The organism is Exiguobacterium sp. s193 (genome assembly GCF_018618755.1).
GTDB lineage: Bacteria > Bacillota > Bacilli > Exiguobacteriales > Exiguobacteriaceae > Exiguobacterium_A.
In genome coordinates this window covers 124,910-140,412 of the sequence record NZ_JACSMR010000002.1, presented here as the reverse complement: position 1 = coordinate 140,412, position 15,503 = coordinate 124,910, and the positions used below count along the sequence as shown (strand labels likewise).

Sequence of the window (15,503 nt, the reverse complement as noted above, 5' to 3'; positions counted from 1 at the left end):
CAAGCGTCTTTTTTCGTTGCTTTCCTCGGGCGAGGCGCAAGCCGTTGCTCCTTCTTCCTAACGGACAATGAGCAGGATTTTGCCCGCCTCTGAAAGTGCGTTAAAAACGCACTTTCAGAGGCAGGAGTCAACGAAATGTGACGCTTTTTAGGTAACACTATGACGGAAAGCCAGTCATGCAGAAGGTTTAGGGCACAATCCGTCTCGTTATCGCATTTTCACGCTTCATAAGAGTTTGTCTACACGCTGAAGGAATCACTCGCTCCACGCAACCCGGACAGGAAGAAGGCAAGCTTGTACCGTTCCAGCTCTAAACTTATTATTAATAACCGAATTAATCATATATTAAACCAATTTTTAATGATTCAAGAAAAAATATTACAAAAACATATCAGTCGATTTTCTTAAAAAAATTATTGATCTCTAATCTTCACTATTCCTTTTTTACCCCTTTATGCCAATCTTTCGCGACATTTTCTTTTTCTAACCCTTCAATTATTTTCATAAAAAGTACACGATTTCTATCATTATTTTCCTTCATCTTTTAAATAAACTGTAACGTCCCTTATCGAGAATTGTTGATAGAGTGGAACAGGTAACACTTTATATCAATTAAAGAAGGGCTGATGGCTTCCGTATGAAACAATCGTTTATGTATACAATGAGCATTTCACTTATGACGCTGACACTTCTCACAACACCACTTGTTTCACCTGTAAGTGCTGCGACTTCATATAAAGAAAAACAACAACAAAATGAACAGAAACAATCCAGACAAAAAGAAGCGCTCGGTGAAAAAGAGCAACAAGTATCGAAAGCGCAACAAAAAGTTTATGCGATTGACCAACAGATTAATGGCTTGACGTTACAAGTCGTCGAGAACGAACAAAAGATTGACGACAATGAACGTCAGTTGGCGAAGCTCAAACAGAAGATTACAGCTTTACAGAAAAAAATCAAGAAACAAGAAAAGATGCTCGGTGACCGGTTGGCCGTTCGGCAAGCTAAATCTGATAAAGATCCCTTGCTCGAAGCCGTCTTCGGTGCAGAAGATATTGGCGATATGATTAGCCGTTTTAATGCGTTCAATACGATTGCCGAAAGTGATGCTTCTTTATTAAAAGATTACGAAACGAGTAAACAAGAATTGGCAGACGCAAAACAAGAACTTGAAGATACACGTACTGCACTTATCCATGACCGGAAAGTCTTAAAAAAGAAGCAACGCGAGTTGAATGCTGAAAAAAACAAAAGAACCGATTTATTAAAACGGCTGAAAAAACAGAAACGTTCAATTGAATCCAACATCTTAAGTCTCAAAGAGGCCGCTTCTCAATTAAAAGCACAAGAAGTAGCTGCCAAAGCCGCTGCTCTCGCAGCTAAAAAACAAGCAGCCGCGCAATCGGCGCAACCTGCTTCCGTCAGTAAAGCAAGTACAAAAGTCATTTCAAAGGCAACTGGAAAGTTCATCAAACCTGCGAGCGGGTCGATTTCGCAAGGAATGGGTGCTGCGAGCGGAAATAATGGCTATGCCTATCATAACGGGACTGATTTTGCTGGACCGGTCAATTCTGCAATCGTCGCGTCAGCTGCTGGGACTGTCATTCAAGCAAGCGCTGGTGGTCCTTATGGCAACCACGTCTATATCGCACATAATATCGGCGGGAAAACCTATACGACTGTGTATGCGCATATGAATGCTTTGACGGTCAAACAAGGACAAGCAGTCAAGCAAGGGCAACAAATCGGGAAACTTGGTAGTACCGGTAATTCAACTGGACCACACCTTCATTTCGAAATTCATGCAGGCGGTTACCAATACAATGCGAATGGTCGGACAAATGAATTGGATCCACAAAGCTTCTTCTGACTACTAGAGAAGTAAGATGATTCCTTCATTTCGTAGATTCACGTGCATTGCTAATCGTTCCGTTCTTGACCTCAATAGATTACAAAAGGGATTGCCATCAATTGAGATGGCAATCCCTTAGCGTGTAGACAAACGCTTATGAAGTGTAAACATGCGATATCGAGACGGATTGCGCTCTAAAGTGTCTGCATGTATGGCTTTCCGCCACGGTATTCCCCTAAAAAGCGTCACGTTTCGTTGACTCCTACGGGAAAAAGTGCGTTTTTAACGCATTTTCAGAGGCAGGCAAGACCCTGCTCGTTGTCCGTGAGGATCAAGGAGCAACGGCTTGCGCCTCGCCCGAGGAAAGCAACGAAAACAGACGCTTGAACTCTCGAACGCACGTTGTCTAAAGTCTGAGGGATTGCCATCAATTGAGATGGCAATCCCTCTTTGTTGTTTTCATATCTTCAATATCAACTCATTTGATCTTGATATCCGAGAGTACTCCTTAAATCTTAAACTGACTCGTCTGTTGATCAAGTGATGTTGTTGTCGTCTCAAGCTCTAACATCAACTGATGAATTTGCTCGAACGAAGCTTGTTGATCACGCATCGAAGCTGCGACTTCCTGATTTCCTGCCGCTAACTCCTCCATCACGCCACTGACCGAACTGACTTGATTGACGACTTCACTTGCCTGTTCTTTTGAGCGGACAAGTTGTGATGTCACGTAACTGAGTGTCTCCGTCACTTCTGCGACATTTTTTCGTGTCGCTTCGAATGCCGATTTGACTTGGGCAAAGTTTGCGACCTGACTCTCTTGCTCTCTTTCAGAACGTAACAATGCTTCTTGTAAGACAGCACCGTCTTGGCGAATCGAACGGACGAGTGAGAAAATCGACCGTGTCGCTTGATGGGTTTCGTCCGCCAGTTTTTTTACTTCACTCGCGACAACGGCAAATCCACGTCCTGCTTCTCCGGCCCGTGCTGCTTCAATCGCCGCATTCAAGGAGAGAAGATTCGTTTGTGCCGATACGCCTGACACGAGTTCTGCCATTTTCTCGATTTGTTGTGTCTGTTCGAGGAAACCTTCTAACTGACGGCCGAGTTCACGGTTTTGTACCGTCGATGCAGCCAGTGACGCTGTTTGTTCCGCCATGATGGAAGCACTCTGCCCCATCGTCGTGTCTGCAACTTGACCTTGACTAAGCGCAAGTTGCGCCCGATGTTCGCTCTGTTCAAATAATGAACTCATGTCTGTAATCGTACTGACCGTTGTTTGCAAATCGTCTGATACCGTCTGCGTTCCGCTCGCCATCTCATTGATTGCATGCGTCATGTTTCCCGATACTTCGACGATGTTTGCATTTTCAGATGTGGCCTGCTCACTCATCTGACTGATCGTGTTCGATGTATGGCTGATCGTCCCGATGACACCATGTAGCGTCTGTTGCATTTGAGCGATCGCCGTTTCAAGTCGACCAATCTCATCTTCGCGTCCTGACGTCTCCAGTTGTTCCGATAAGTCACCCGCTGAAATTTGCTCTGCCGTCTTGACGACACGACCAATCGGACGCGTGATGCTCCGTGCGAAATACCAATTATAAAGTGCTAACGCAACTAATAAGACGAACGTCGCGATTAGTACGGACCGCGTCAAGTTGACCGTTTTATCTTTCGCTTCTTGTTGCAGCACATCATAAAATTCACCATTTTTTGTATGCAGCGTATACAAGTCACTCAGTACACCTTCGATTCGCGCAGCATACGACCGGATGGCGATCGGATTGCGTTCCTCAACCAAATCGTCTCGTTCAGTAGACATCGCTGTGTATTTAGCTTCTGCCCGATTCATTTCTGTTTTAAAAGCATCGATTAAGTATGTTTTTTGAAGCGATTGTAGCGCCTTTTCATTCTTTTGACTCAAGGCGAGAACTTGTTCGACCTGACTATCCGACGGTTGGCTCGCAAGTCGGTTCCAAGCAGCTTGTTCGTATAATAACTTTGTCTCAAGTTCTGAAATTTCGACAAGTTGTTTTCCATAATCTTCGTTGTACGATTGAATTTGGCGCAGTTCGAATAACGTCCATCCCATCAAGGCGACGACGCTGATGATCGTCACGAGCGTCGAGATTAAAAAGCGTGTCCGTAACGTCATTGCACGCTCACCTTCCCTTCCAATACGTCTTGTTTCAATTGCTCAAGTTGACTCAAGTCTTTTTCTGACAACTTAGCATTTCGAATCGGTGCTAGCTGAATCGCTCCCTCTTTGACACCAAGGACGATTTGACCGGATTGCAGGCCTTTTTCTTTTACCGTATCACCGATTGTCGTGATCGCGAGATCGACTTGTTTTAACATCGAGGTCATGACCGCGTCAGGTGCAATCGCCGTCTGGTCACTATCGACACCAATCGCTTTGTTGCCTTTTGCTTGTGCCGCCTCAAGGACACCACTGCCCGTCAGACCAGCTGCTGCAAATAAAACATCTGCTTGTTGCTCCATTTGTTTATTCGCAATTGTCCGCCCTTTTTCCGGTGCTGCGAAATCTTCTGCATAATCAACTAAGACTTTGATATCTGGATTGATGGCTTTTGCTCCTGCCGTGTACCCCTTTTCAAATTTTTCGATTAACGGAGATTTCATTCCGCCAACAAAACCAATCGTCTCGTTTTTCGATTGGAGGGCAGCAGCAGCTCCTGCAAGATAACTGCCTTCATCTTCTTTAAATGTAACCGATAGAACGTTCGGTAGTTCTGATACGGCATCAATCAATGCAAATTGTTGTAACGGATAACGTTTGGCAACCTCTTCAAGCTCTGCTTGTCCCATGAAGCCCAGTCCAACAACAACAGTCGGTTTCTTTTTAGCTAATGTATCAAATGCCACTTTATATGTCTTCGTTTCGCTTAGCTCACGGTAATCAATGAACCAATCCTCTTTTTCACGTAATAAGGCCATGCCACTCATCGCAGCATCACTAAACGATTGATCCCCGAGACCCACATCTGATAAGACGACAGACATTTTTTGGCGCTCTTTTACTGCTTGATCCGGATCATCGATGATACTCCCACAACCTGCTAGACTGATTGTCGTCGCAAGTATTGCTAGCTTCCAGCGTTTCAACATCTATACACTTCCTTCCAACGTTCTACATTTGATTATCGGAAGCGATGTCTGACTTCTTAATAGCAATACCGTATTCAGAATTTTCCTGACAACAAAAAAAACACGCCTCTCCCACTTCAGGAAAGACGTGCCTATCGATTTTTAAGCCGAATTAGTAATCGCTGTCTGAAGAACCGCCTGTGACGATAGCGATACCTGCAGATGCACCGATGCGTGATGCACCCGCATCGATCATTGCTTTAGCGCCTTCGAAGTCACGAACGCCGCCTGAAGCTTTCACACCGATGTCAGGTCCAACTGTTTCACGCATGAGACGAATATCTTCTACCGTTGCGCCACCCGTTGAGAAACCAGTTGATGTTTTAACGAAGTTCGCACCCGCTTTGACTGAAAGTTCAGCCGCAGTTTTGATTTCTTCTTTTGTTAAGAGACAGTTTTCAAAAATGACTTTAACGAGCGTACCGTTCGCCGCTTCGACTACTGCACGGATATCACGCTCCACAAGCTCAACGTCACCGTCTTTTAGTGCGCCGATGTTAAGCACCATATCGATTTCAGTTGCCCCGTTTTTGATTGCATCTTTCGTTTCGAAAGCTTTGACTTCCGGTGTGTTTGCACCAAGTGGGAAGCCGATGACTGTACAGACTTTGACGTTGTCGTCAGACTTCAAAAGCTCTGCCGCAAGTGCAACATTCGTCGGGTTGACACAAACACTTGCAAATTTATACTCAAGTGCTTCCTTGCAAAGTGTTTCGATCTGCGCACGTGATGTTTCCGGTTTGAGTGCCGTGTGGTCGATCATAGCTGCTAAATTCATGATTAGTTCCTCCTTAAGGGTATCCCTTATACTCTTTTTCTATTCTATCACGCAAGAGGTCAGACTTCTATCTTTTTACGCTACTTTCCGCAGTTGTTTTTTTCGAAGCAGCAAACTGTTCAGCGTAAAGACGAGCGCAGCAGACCAAATGAATGTAAACGCAATCAAGTGTGTGCGCGTAAAGGGTTCACCGTACAGAAGAACACCAATTGCAAGCGACAATGTCGGAGCAACGAATTGGAGAAACCCGACGACTGTATATGGAATCCGTTGTGCGCCAAAACCAAACAATAAAAGTGGTACGGCCGTAATGACACCTGTCAGCAAAAGACCACCTGTGACGAACGGACTGTGTGAGAACGTCGACTGCCCTTGTACACCGAGATAACCAATAAAAAGGAGTGCTAGCGGTAGCGGGGCTAGCGTTTCGAGTGTCAAACTGACCGTTGATTCAAGCGGCCGCTGTTTTTTGACGACGCCATAAAATCCGAAACTGAACGCAAGCGCGAGCGAAATCCAAGGGAACTCACCGTACCCGATCGTTAATATCAAGACACCGATTGTCGCCAGCAAAATCGCAATCCATTCAATCCGTGACAGCTTTTCTTTAAAGAAGAACACACCGAACACGATGCTGACGAGCGGATTGATGTAGTAGCCGAGCGAGGCTTCAACGATGAAGTTATGATTGACTGCCCAGATGTAGATAAACCAATTCATACTGATGATGATTCCATTCAAGAAAAATAAGCGTCGTGTTCGCCGGTTCCTAAAGGCTGTCGTCAGTTTAGTAAGTGCTTTTTGGAAATACAATAAAACTAATAAAAACAAAAACGACCAGACAATCCGATTGGCGAGAATCGCCTCGCTCGAGACGCTGGCGAGCAGCTTCCAATAAATCGGAAGCAACCCCCAAATGACATATGCGCCTAATGTGGCAAACAGGCCAGGTTTATTCATCGTTCCATTCCTCTTTTCTGAATTACGAGACCTTTTTCATTTTCATTCGACCTGCCGATAAACCACTGATTGTAAACAATGCGACGGCAAGCCAGATGAATAGGAAAGCCACGAAGTGAATCGATGTGAACACATCATTAAATAAAAAGACACCGAGTACCAACGTCAACGTCGGTGCGATGTACTGCAAGATACCGACGTACACAAATGGGATCTTCGGCATGCCGTACCCAAACAACATCAACTGAACGGCTGTCGCAACACCAAGCATGATGATGGCAATAAAAGCTTCTGTCGGTAGCGCAAGCGGATTCGCTCCCGTCACACCAAGCGTCAACAGCGCGAACGGTAATGTCACTAACGTCTCTAGGAACAACCCGGATAATGGTTCTGCTGCCGCCTTTTTCTTTAATACACCATAAAAAGCAAACGAAACAGCAAGCGAAAAAGCAATAATCGGAAACTTCCCATAGCCGAACGTCAAAATCAAGACACCGATGATGGCACTGATGATGGCAATCAATTGTGCCCGGTTCAACCGTTCTTGAAAGAACAGCAAACCAAACAATACACTGACGAGTGGATTGATGTAATAACCGAGTGATGATTCGACGATGTACCCTTCACCGATTGCATAGAGATACAGCGTCCAGTTCCCACCGAGAACAAGTCCCGCAGCTAAAACGGTCAGTCGTTGTTTTTTATTCCGCCATAACCGACTGACTTGCGAAAATTTCCCGGACAAACGCAATAATAGTGTGACGAAGATAAACGCACTGATAATCCGAATCGACACGACCGTCCATGCCGGGACAGTGTCTGCAAATAATTTGTAAATCGGTAACAACCCGCCAATCACATAGGCGACGAACGTCGCGCTCATTCCCCGTTTATCCAAGATGAACCTCCTTATGTATACAAGTAAAGCCGCCATCATCATGGCGACTTTTTCGTTATTCTTGATCGAGCGTCGTAAATAAGGTTTTCATTTCTGATTCCGTCAAGTCACGCCATTCACCAATCGGTAAATCACCTAACTCAATATTCATGATACGGACCCGTTGCAACCGCTTGACGCGGTAACCGAATTCTTTACACATCCGGCGAATTTGCCGGTTCAAGCCTTGCGTCAAGACGATTCGGAACGTCCGTGACTCAAGTTGTTCGACGATACATTCCTTCGTTGTCGTTCCAAGGATATCGACGCCGCTCGCCATCCCTTCGATGAACGTCTCCGTGATCGGGGCATCGACGGTTACGATGTATTCTTTATCATGATTATTCTCCGCCCGTAAAATCCGGTTGACGATGTCTCCATCGTTCGTCAAGATGATGAGGCCATCTGAGTCTTTGTCTAAACGCCCGATCGGGAAAATCCGTTTCGGATGATTGACGAAATCGATGATGTTTCCTTCGATATCAAGTTCGGTCGTACATGTGATGCCGACCGGTTTATTCAAAATCAAGTACTCAAGCGTCGGTTTTGTTTGGAGCGGCTGCCCATCGATTTCAACGGTATCCGTCGCTTCCGCTTGTGAACCGAGTTCCGCGACGACACCATTGATTGTGACGCGACCGGCGTCGACCAATTTATCTGCTGCCCGTCTTGAGCAGTATCCTGTTTCACTGATGAATTTATTAATTCGCATAGGTTATCCTCTTTCTCTTTTAGAATCTTTCCTCAGTGTAGCGTATCCGTTACTTGAAAACAAAATAATTTATTTCGTACAGCCTGTCATGAAACGTGAACAGGCAATCCCGAGAGGCAATCCGTTCGCGCTTCCCTGTCTCTCACCTCATCTTCAAAGCGGCAGGGTCGCGACCGATTGTGTTTTGCGATTCTAAGGCGATTCAAGGAGTAAATCCTAAACCGTCTGCATGCCCGGATTTCCGTCACGTCCGTCACGTCCCTAAAAAGCATCACGTTTCGTCTACTCGCTAAAAAAGTTCGTCTCCCTGAAGCAGGAAGACGAACTCATTTCAAATCGCTTGTTCTTTTAATGTCTCCATGATGCGGACGAATTGTCCGTCATTCATTGGATAGCCGGCTTTAATGATTTTGACGCGCACGAGCTGCCCAATCAGTGACTCGTCACCGTCAATCGCGACACGTAAGTAATTATCGGTATAACCGACGAGACGACCGCCTGCTTCTTCCGAAAACTCTTCCGGAATGATTTCAAGCAGTTCCCCTTCATATTTTGAAGCATATTCTTTTGCGAGTTGATCGGATAAGGCAATCAAACGGGCAACACGCTGTTCTTTAACGTGCTCATCGACTTGATCGTCCATCATTGCAGCTGGTGTTCCCGTCCGTTTCGAGTAAGGGAAGACATGCAGCTCGCTGAACTTATGATCATTGATGAAGTTGAACGTCTCCATGAACTCTTCTTCCGTCTCCCCCGGGAAACCGACGATGACATCTGACGTGATGGCGCAATCGGGTAACACTTCTTTCAGACGCGTGATCCGTTCCCCGAACTCGGCCATCGTATACTTACGACGCATCCGCCGCAGTACGGTATCTGATGCCGACTGAATCGGGACATGCAAGTGCCGGACGACGATTGGTGAATCTTTTAAGACGTCCAACACTTCATCCGTGATTTGACTCGCTTCGATTGAAGAAATCCGGAGCCGTTCAAGACCTGTGACGGACTCGAGTGCTCTCAACAACTTCGCTAAGTTATAGTCTTTTAAATCTTCACCATAGCCACCCGTATGAATCCCCGTCAAGACGATTTCTTTGTAGCCAGCATCAACGAGCTGTTGCGCCTGCTTTAAGACATCTTCCGGTTGACGGGAACGCATCAACCCACGAGCCCATGGAATGATACAGAATGTACAAAAATTATTGCAGCCTTCTTGAATCTTCAGCGAAGCCCGTGTCCGGTCCGTAAACGCCGGAACGTCCAGTTCTTCGTAGACTTTTGCCTTCATGATGTTCCCGACGGCATTAATTGGCATCCGTTCTTCGCGGAACTGTTCGATGTACCCAATCATCTTGTGGCGGTCCTGCGTCCCGACGACCACATCGACGCCCGGAATCGCCATGATTTCAGCAGGCGACGTCTGCGCATAACAACCCGTTACACAGATGACGCTGTCTGGATTTTGACGAATCGCCCGTCGAATGACTTGACGACTTTTTTTATCACCCGTATTCGTAACGGTACATGTATTGACGACGTAGACATCTGCATGATCTGCAAAATCGACACGCGCGTAACCTGCATCTTTAAACAGCTGCCAGACGGCCTCTGTCTCATAATGATTGACTTTACAGCCAAGCGTTTGAAAGGCAACAGTAGCCATTTCGTTCACCCTTTCAGTTCAAAATGATACGATACGGCGGATAGGACATACAGCGGCGCCGTTTCCGTCCGTAAAATCCGTCGTCCGAGTGATGCCGCTAAGAAGCCGGCATCGGTCAACCGTGTTACTTCCGACTCCGTCAGTCCACCTTCAGGACCAATCACGACGAGGAGCGAATCCCCTGCCTGCAGTCGTGCAAGGGTCGAGGCAAAAGCCGTAGCTTCGCCTTCTTTCGCTGCTTCTTCATACGCAACTAAACAGGCCGTATATTGCGGTGCTTCCTGTAGGACTTTATCATACGTCACATAGTCAACTTGCGGCAAGTGAGCACGGTATGATTGTTCGGCTGCCTCTTTAATGATTTTTTCAAGACGCTCGAGTTTTTTCGAGACCTTTTTCGCATCCCATTTCGAGACTGAACGGGCTGATTCAAAAACGAGTAATTGATTCATCCCGAGTTCAGTCGCTTTTTGGGCGACGAGCTCGATTTTATCACCTTTCGGCAAGGCATAGGCAAGCGTTACCCGAATCGGTAATTCTGTATCGATTGGTAACGACTCGACAATCCGCGCGACGGCCTGTTGTTTGTCGAGGTCTTCAAGCGTACAACGAAATAGACCGGTTCCATCAAGAACCAAGATATCATCCCCGGCATCCATCCGCATGACATTTTTCATATGATGGGCGTCATCCTTCTGCAAGGTAAACCGTTCTCCCGAACGGGCTGTCTGCTCTACAAAGTATCGTTGCATCGGCTCAGGCCTCGCGTTTCGCGATGATTGCGACCCAGTCTTCCAATTTTGTAGTTTCAACAATCGTAAAACCAGCCTCGGTCATCGCCTCGACAACCATATCTTTCTTCTGACTGATGATACCTGAGGCAATGAAGTGCCCCCCAGGAAGTGTCAGCTGATAGGCATCGTTTACAAACAATAAGATGACCTCTGCTAAGATGTTCGCGACGATCAATTCGACGGGTTCATTTAATGCTTTCATCAAGTCCCCTTGACGGACTGTGATCCGGTCACTGACTTGATTGAGTGCCACGTTATCCGTCGCTGATTTAACGGCGACTTCATCTAAATCGAGCGCAAATACATCTTTTGCCCCAAGTTTCGCAGCGGCGATTGCGAGGACACCTGAACCCGTCCCGACATCGACGACACGGTCTTGCTCTTGCAAGTAGTTTTCAATCGCTTGAATACATAAAACTGTCGTCGGGTGCGTTCCTGTACCAAACGCCATACCCGGGTCAAGTTCGATGATTTTCTCATCTGGTTGTGGTGTATAATCTTCCCACATCGGAACGACCGTCAAGTGACGGCTGATCTTGACCGGTTTATAAAACTGTTTCCACGAATGAGCCCAGTCTTCTTCATCGACTTGTGTGAGCGTGACAGTACCTGAACCAATTGTCAGCCCGAACTGCGTCAGCGTCTGGATATCCCGTTCAATCCCTTTGATCATATCCGTCAAATCGCTACTTTCCGCAAGATAAGCTTTGACGAGGACACCCGTATCCGGGTATTCGTCCCGTTTTTTCTCATCCCAAATTTCACCGAAGTTGTCTTCACGATGTGACATCATCTCAAAATCTTCAACATCCTCGATGACGACACCACTCGCTCCTGCGTCATGTAAAATATTCGAAACTGCTTCGACGGCTTCTTGTGTCGTATGGACACACACTTCTGACCATTTCATTTCCTGTCACGCTCCTTTAGCGAATCACCCTTTGAAGAATGTTTTAATGCGGCCAAAGACACCTTCATGCTGCTCTTCGACACCTTTTTCATCACTGATTTCGTTGAACTCACGTAAGATTTCCTTTTGACGGTCCGTTAAATGTTTCGGTGTGATGAGGACGACGTTGACATACTGATCACCATGATGACCTGAACGGACGTTCGGCATCCCTTTACCACGAAGACGGAACCGTGAACCGGTTTGTGTCCCGGCCGGAATCTTCAAGTTAACTTTGCCGTGCACAGTCGGTACTTCAATCTCGTCACCGAGTGTCGCTTGTGCAAATGTCAGCGGCATGTCCATGACGATATGATCGTCCACACGCTCGAACAATTCATGTTCGCGTACACGAACGACGACGTAGAGATCACCGAATGGTCCACCGTTGACGCCCGCTTCACCTTTACCAGCTAGGCGAATTTGTTGTCCATTGTCGATCCCCGCCGGAATTTTGACACGAACATCTTTATTTTTACGGACACGTCCTGCACCACGGCATGTTTCACATGGTTCTTTGACGATTTGTCCACGACCTTGGCATGTTGAACATGTTGTTTGGTTGACGACACGTCCGAACATCGTGTTTTGTTCGACGTTGATGTGACCTGATCCACCACAACGTTTACATGTTTCCGGATGCGTCCCTGGTTTTGCGCCTGACCCATGACACGTTTCACAATCTTCTTCGACCGGAATCGTGATGACTTTCTCGACACCCGAGACCGCCTCCATGAAATCAATTTCTTCTACGTACTGGAGATCTTGCCCTTTACGCGGTGCATTCGGGTCCTGCCGGCGTCCGCCACCACCAAAGAACATGTCAAAGATGTCTCCGAAACCTTCTGCGCCACTGAATCCTGCCCCACCTTGCGACGGGTCTTGATGACCGTACTGATCGTAACGTGCACGTTTGTTATCGTCAGACAAGACTTCGTAAGCTTCCGAAATCTCTTTGAATTTTGCATCGGCATCTGACTCTTTATTGACATCCGGATGGTAGGTCCGGGCGAGTTTCCGGTAAGCTCGTTTAATTTCTGCTGCTGAGGCGTCGCGTGCAACACCTAACACTTCATAATAATCGCGTTTTTCCACGTTCAGTCTCCCTCTCTTTGGCTCCGATTCATTTCATACTGTTTGATTTTACCGAACTTCGTGCGACATGGAAAGAGCCAAAGCGCGGATCACGCTTTGGCTCTCTCTAGCGCCCGAAAAATCGGTCGATTTGAATTATTTGTTGTCTTTGTCGTCTACTTCTTCAAATTCTGCGTCCATGACGTTGTCGTCTTGTCCACCAGCTTGTGCGCCTTCAGCGCCAGCTTGTTGTTGAGCCATGTTTTCGTAGACTTTTTGTGTGAGTTCTTGAACGACTGTTGATAATTCATCTTTCGCCGTACGAATCGCTTCGATGTCTTCTCCAGCAAGAGCCGTTGTTACTTTTTCTTTTCCAGCTTCTGCTTTTTCTTTATCAGCAGCATCGATTTGTTCGCCGAGGTCTTTGATTGCTTTATCTGTCGCGAAGACGAGTTGATCGGCTTCGTTACGAAGTTCAACTTCTTCTTTACGCTTGTTATCTGCATCTGCGTTTGCTTCAGCATCTTTGACCATTTGGTCGATGTCCGCTTCAGTCAAGCCGCTTGATGATTGGATTGTGATCGATTGTTCTTTGTTTGTACCGAGGTCTTTCGCCGATACGTTAACGATTCCGTTTGCATCGATGTCGAATTTAACTTCGATTTGCGGTACGCCGCGTTGTGCCGGCGGAATGTCTGTCAACTGGAAACGACCAAGCGTTTTGTTGTCTGACGCCATCGGACGTTCCCCTTGAAGGACGTGGATATCTACTGCCGGCTGGTTATCAGCTGCTGTAGAGAACACTTGTGATTTTGATGTCGGAATCGTCGTGTTACGGTCGATCAACTTCGTCATCACGCTACCCATTGTTTCGATTCCGAGTGAAAGTGGTGTTACGTCGAGAAGGACAACGTCTTTGACGTCACCAGTCAATACGCCACCTTGAACTGCTGCACCGAGGGCAACGACTTCGTCCGGGTTAACGCCCTTGAATGATTCTTTACCTGTGAAGTCTTGAACGGCTTTTTGAACTGCAGGAATTCGTGTTGATCCACCAACAAGAATGATTTTATCGATTTTATCTGGTGACATACCAGCGTCGCTAAGGGCACGGCGGGTTGGTTCCATCGTCCGTTCGACGAGGTCAGCTGTTAAATCGTCGAACTTCGCACGTGACAATGTCATTTCAAGGTGAAGTGGACCTGCTGCGCCAGCCGTGATGAACGGAAGACTGATTTGTGTTGAAGAGACACCTGAGAGGTCTTTCTTCGCTTTTTCAGCAGCGTCTTTCAAACGTTGAAGCGCCATTTTATCTTGGGCAAGATCAATGCCGTTGTCTTTTTTGAATTCTGCAACCAAGTGGTCGATGATTTTTTGGTCAAAGTCATCTCCACCAAGACGGCTGTCACCGGCTGTTGAAACAACTTCAAAGACACCATCGCCAAGTTCAAGGATTGAAACATCGAATGTTCCGCCACCTAAGTCATAGATGAGGATTGTGTGGTCTTCGCCTTTTTCAAGTCCGTATGCAAGTGCTGCTGCAGTCGGCTCGTTGATGATCCGTTTCACGTCAAGACCAGCGATTGTACCCGCGTCTTTTGTTGCTTGGCGTTCTGCATCATTGAAGTAAGCAGGAACTGTGATGACTGCTTCCGTTACTTTTTCACCGAGGTAATCTTCAGCTTGTGCTTTGAGTTTTTGAAGGATGATGGCTGATACTTCTTGTGGTGTGTAATCTTTTCCTTCAACTTCGACTTTGTAGTCTGTACCCATGTGACGTTTAATCGACATGATTGTATTCGGGTTCGTGATAGCTTGACGTTTCGCGACTTCCCCGACTTGACGTTCTCCGTTTTTAAAAGCGACGACAGATGGTGTCGTACGGTTACCTTCTGCGTTTGCGATAACGACCGGCTCTCCGCCTTCCATTACTGCTACACATGAGTTTGTTGTACCTAAGTCAATACCAATGATTTTTGCCATGATAAATTCCTCACCTTCGATTAGTTAATTGTTGTATTACGGATGAATCAAGATTACTCTGCGACTTTGACCATACTTGGACGAATCACGCGATCATGTAACTTATACCCTTTTTGGAATTCAGCCGTTACGATGCCCGACTCGAACTCGTCACTTGCTTCCTGAACGACTGCCTGATGCAGATTCGGGTCAAAAGCTTCCCCTACAGCTGGAATTTCAACGACACCCTCGTTTTGAAGGGTTTCGGCTAACTGACGCTTGACCATTTCGACACCAGCTAAGACTGACTTCGTTTCTTCGTTGTCAGACTCAATCTGAAGTGCGCGGTCAAGATTATCGACGAGTGGTAGTAACTTCTCGACGATTGCTTGTGATGAATACTTCGCACGATTTTCTGCTTCAATCCGGTTACGACGCTTGAAGTTATCAAAATCGGCACGGAGTCGTAATTCTGAAGCTTTTGCTTCTGCAAGTTGTGCTTCAAAATTCGGTGTCGCTTCTTCTTCGACGAGGTCCGCTTGCACGAGTTCCTCTTCTGTTACTTCAACTGTTTCTGCTTGTTGCTCGGTTGTTTCTTCATTACTGAGGTTTTGATTCTGCTCTTTTTCTTCCACTCTGAATCGAGCC

General features: G+C 46.5%; 13 protein-coding genes. 1 reads left to right on the top strand and 12 read right to left on the bottom strand.

Going from position 1 to position 15,503, the window contains the following annotated elements; all coding sequences use genetic code 11:
• Positions 1-676: 676 nt before the first annotated feature.
• Positions 677-1,870, top strand: coding sequence for a murein hydrolase activator EnvC family protein (locus KNQ04_RS04360; RefSeq protein WP_251136882.1), 1,194 nt, complete (start codon positions 677-679; stop codon positions 1,868-1,870).
• A gap of 490 nt (positions 1,871-2,360) precedes the next feature.
• On the opposite strand, the gene KNQ04_RS04355 is transcribed toward KNQ04_RS04360, so the two are convergent.
• The 12 genes from KNQ04_RS04355 to grpE all read right to left on the bottom strand — a co-directional run bounded on the left by KNQ04_RS04355 (position 2,361) and on the right by grpE (position 15,490).
• Positions 2,361-4,010 carry a methyl-accepting chemotaxis protein gene (locus KNQ04_RS04355; protein ID WP_214847591.1) on the bottom strand — a complete coding sequence of 550 codons (1,650 nt, stop codon included), beginning with the start codon at positions 4,008-4,010 and terminating at the stop codon, positions 2,361-2,363.
• Positions 4,007-4,984: a BMP family lipoprotein gene (locus KNQ04_RS04350; RefSeq protein WP_214847589.1), complete on the bottom strand. Its 978-nt coding sequence runs from the start codon at positions 4,982-4,984 to the stop codon at positions 4,007-4,009. The genes KNQ04_RS04355 and KNQ04_RS04350 overlap by 4 nt, the downstream gene beginning before the upstream one ends.
• A gap of 151 nt (positions 4,985-5,135) precedes the next feature.
• Positions 5,136-5,801: a deoxyribose-phosphate aldolase gene (gene deoC / locus KNQ04_RS04345; RefSeq protein WP_214847587.1), complete on the bottom strand. Its 666-nt coding sequence runs from the start codon at positions 5,799-5,801 to the stop codon at positions 5,136-5,138.
• Positions 5,802-5,876: 75 nt separating this feature from the next.
• Complete coding sequence (gene rarD, locus KNQ04_RS04340; RefSeq protein ID WP_214847585.1) at positions 5,877-6,761, bottom strand: EamA family transporter RarD; 885 nt, start codon at positions 6,759-6,761, stop codon at positions 5,877-5,879.
• Positions 6,762-6,783: 22 nt separating this feature from the next.
• Positions 6,784-7,659, bottom strand: coding sequence for an EamA family transporter RarD (gene rarD, locus KNQ04_RS04335; protein WP_214847583.1), 876 nt, complete (start codon positions 7,657-7,659; stop codon positions 6,784-6,786).
• Positions 7,660-7,714: 55 nt separating this feature from the next.
• Positions 7,715-8,410, bottom strand: coding sequence for a 23S rRNA pseudouridine(2604) synthase RluF (rluF, locus tag KNQ04_RS04330; RefSeq protein ID WP_214847581.1), 696 nt, complete (start codon positions 8,408-8,410; stop codon positions 7,715-7,717).
• Between the two features lie 331 nt (positions 8,411-8,741).
• Positions 8,742-10,076: a tRNA (N(6)-L-threonylcarbamoyladenosine(37)-C(2))-methylthiotransferase MtaB gene (gene mtaB / locus KNQ04_RS04325; RefSeq protein WP_214847579.1), complete on the bottom strand. Its 1,335-nt coding sequence runs from the start codon at positions 10,074-10,076 to the stop codon at positions 8,742-8,744.
• A gap of 5 nt (positions 10,077-10,081) precedes the next feature.
• Entirely contained in the window at positions 10,082-10,828 is a 747-nt protein-coding gene (locus KNQ04_RS04320; protein WP_214847578.1) for a 16S rRNA (uracil(1498)-N(3))-methyltransferase, read from the bottom strand.
• Positions 10,829-10,832: 4 nt separating this feature from the next.
• Entirely contained in the window at positions 10,833-11,780 is a 948-nt protein-coding gene (prmA, locus tag KNQ04_RS04315; protein WP_214847577.1) for a 50S ribosomal protein L11 methyltransferase, read from the bottom strand.
• A 24-nt stretch (positions 11,781-11,804) separates the two neighbouring features.
• Positions 11,805-12,914, bottom strand: coding sequence for a molecular chaperone DnaJ (gene dnaJ / locus KNQ04_RS04310; RefSeq protein WP_214847576.1), 1,110 nt, complete (start codon positions 12,912-12,914; stop codon positions 11,805-11,807).
• 135 nt (positions 12,915-13,049) lie between these two features.
• Positions 13,050-14,876 (bottom strand): molecular chaperone DnaK, encoded by a 1,827-nt coding sequence (gene dnaK, locus KNQ04_RS04305; protein ID WP_214847575.1) that lies wholly within the window; start codon positions 14,874-14,876, stop codon positions 13,050-13,052.
• A gap of 53 nt (positions 14,877-14,929) precedes the next feature.
• Positions 14,930-15,490, bottom strand: a complete 561-nt coding sequence (grpE, locus tag KNQ04_RS04300) for a nucleotide exchange factor GrpE (protein ID WP_214847574.1) — start codon at positions 15,488-15,490, stop codon at positions 14,930-14,932.
• Between the last annotated feature and the right edge of the window lie 13 nt (positions 15,491-15,503).

What these genes read in the sequence shown, in the direction of transcription:
- prmA (WP_214847577.1), bottom strand. Translation starts at nt 11,780, where the DNA reads ATGAAATGGTCAGAAGTGTGTGTCCATACGACACAAGAAGCCGTCGAA.
- deoC (WP_214847587.1), bottom strand. Translation starts at nt 5,801, where the DNA reads ATGAATTTAGCAGCTATGATCGACCACACGGCACTCAAACCGGAAACA.
- KNQ04_RS04350 (WP_214847589.1), bottom strand. Translation starts at nt 4,984, where the DNA reads ATGTTGAAACGCTGGAAGCTAGCAATACTTGCGACGACAATCAGTCTA.
- rluF (WP_214847581.1), bottom strand. Translation starts at nt 8,410, where the DNA reads ATGCGAATTAATAAATTCATCAGTGAAACAGGATACTGCTCAAGACGG.
- rarD (WP_214847585.1), bottom strand. Translation starts at nt 6,761, where the DNA reads ATGAATAAACCTGGCCTGTTTGCCACATTAGGCGCATATGTCATTTGG.
- KNQ04_RS04320 (WP_214847578.1), bottom strand. Translation starts at nt 10,828, where the DNA reads ATGCAACGATACTTTGTAGAGCAGACAGCCCGTTCGGGAGAACGGTTT.
- dnaK (WP_214847575.1), bottom strand. Translation starts at nt 14,876, where the DNA reads ATGGCAAAAATCATTGGTATTGACTTAGGTACAACAAACTCATGTGTA.
- KNQ04_RS04355 (WP_214847591.1), bottom strand. Translation starts at nt 4,010, where the DNA reads ATGACGTTACGGACACGCTTTTTAATCTCGACGCTCGTGACGATCATC.
- KNQ04_RS04360 (WP_251136882.1), top strand. Translation starts at nt 677, where the DNA reads ATGACGCTGACACTTCTCACAACACCACTTGTTTCACCTGTAAGTGCT.
- mtaB (WP_214847579.1), bottom strand. Translation starts at nt 10,076, where the DNA reads ATGGCTACTGTTGCCTTTCAAACGCTTGGCTGTAAAGTCAATCATTAT.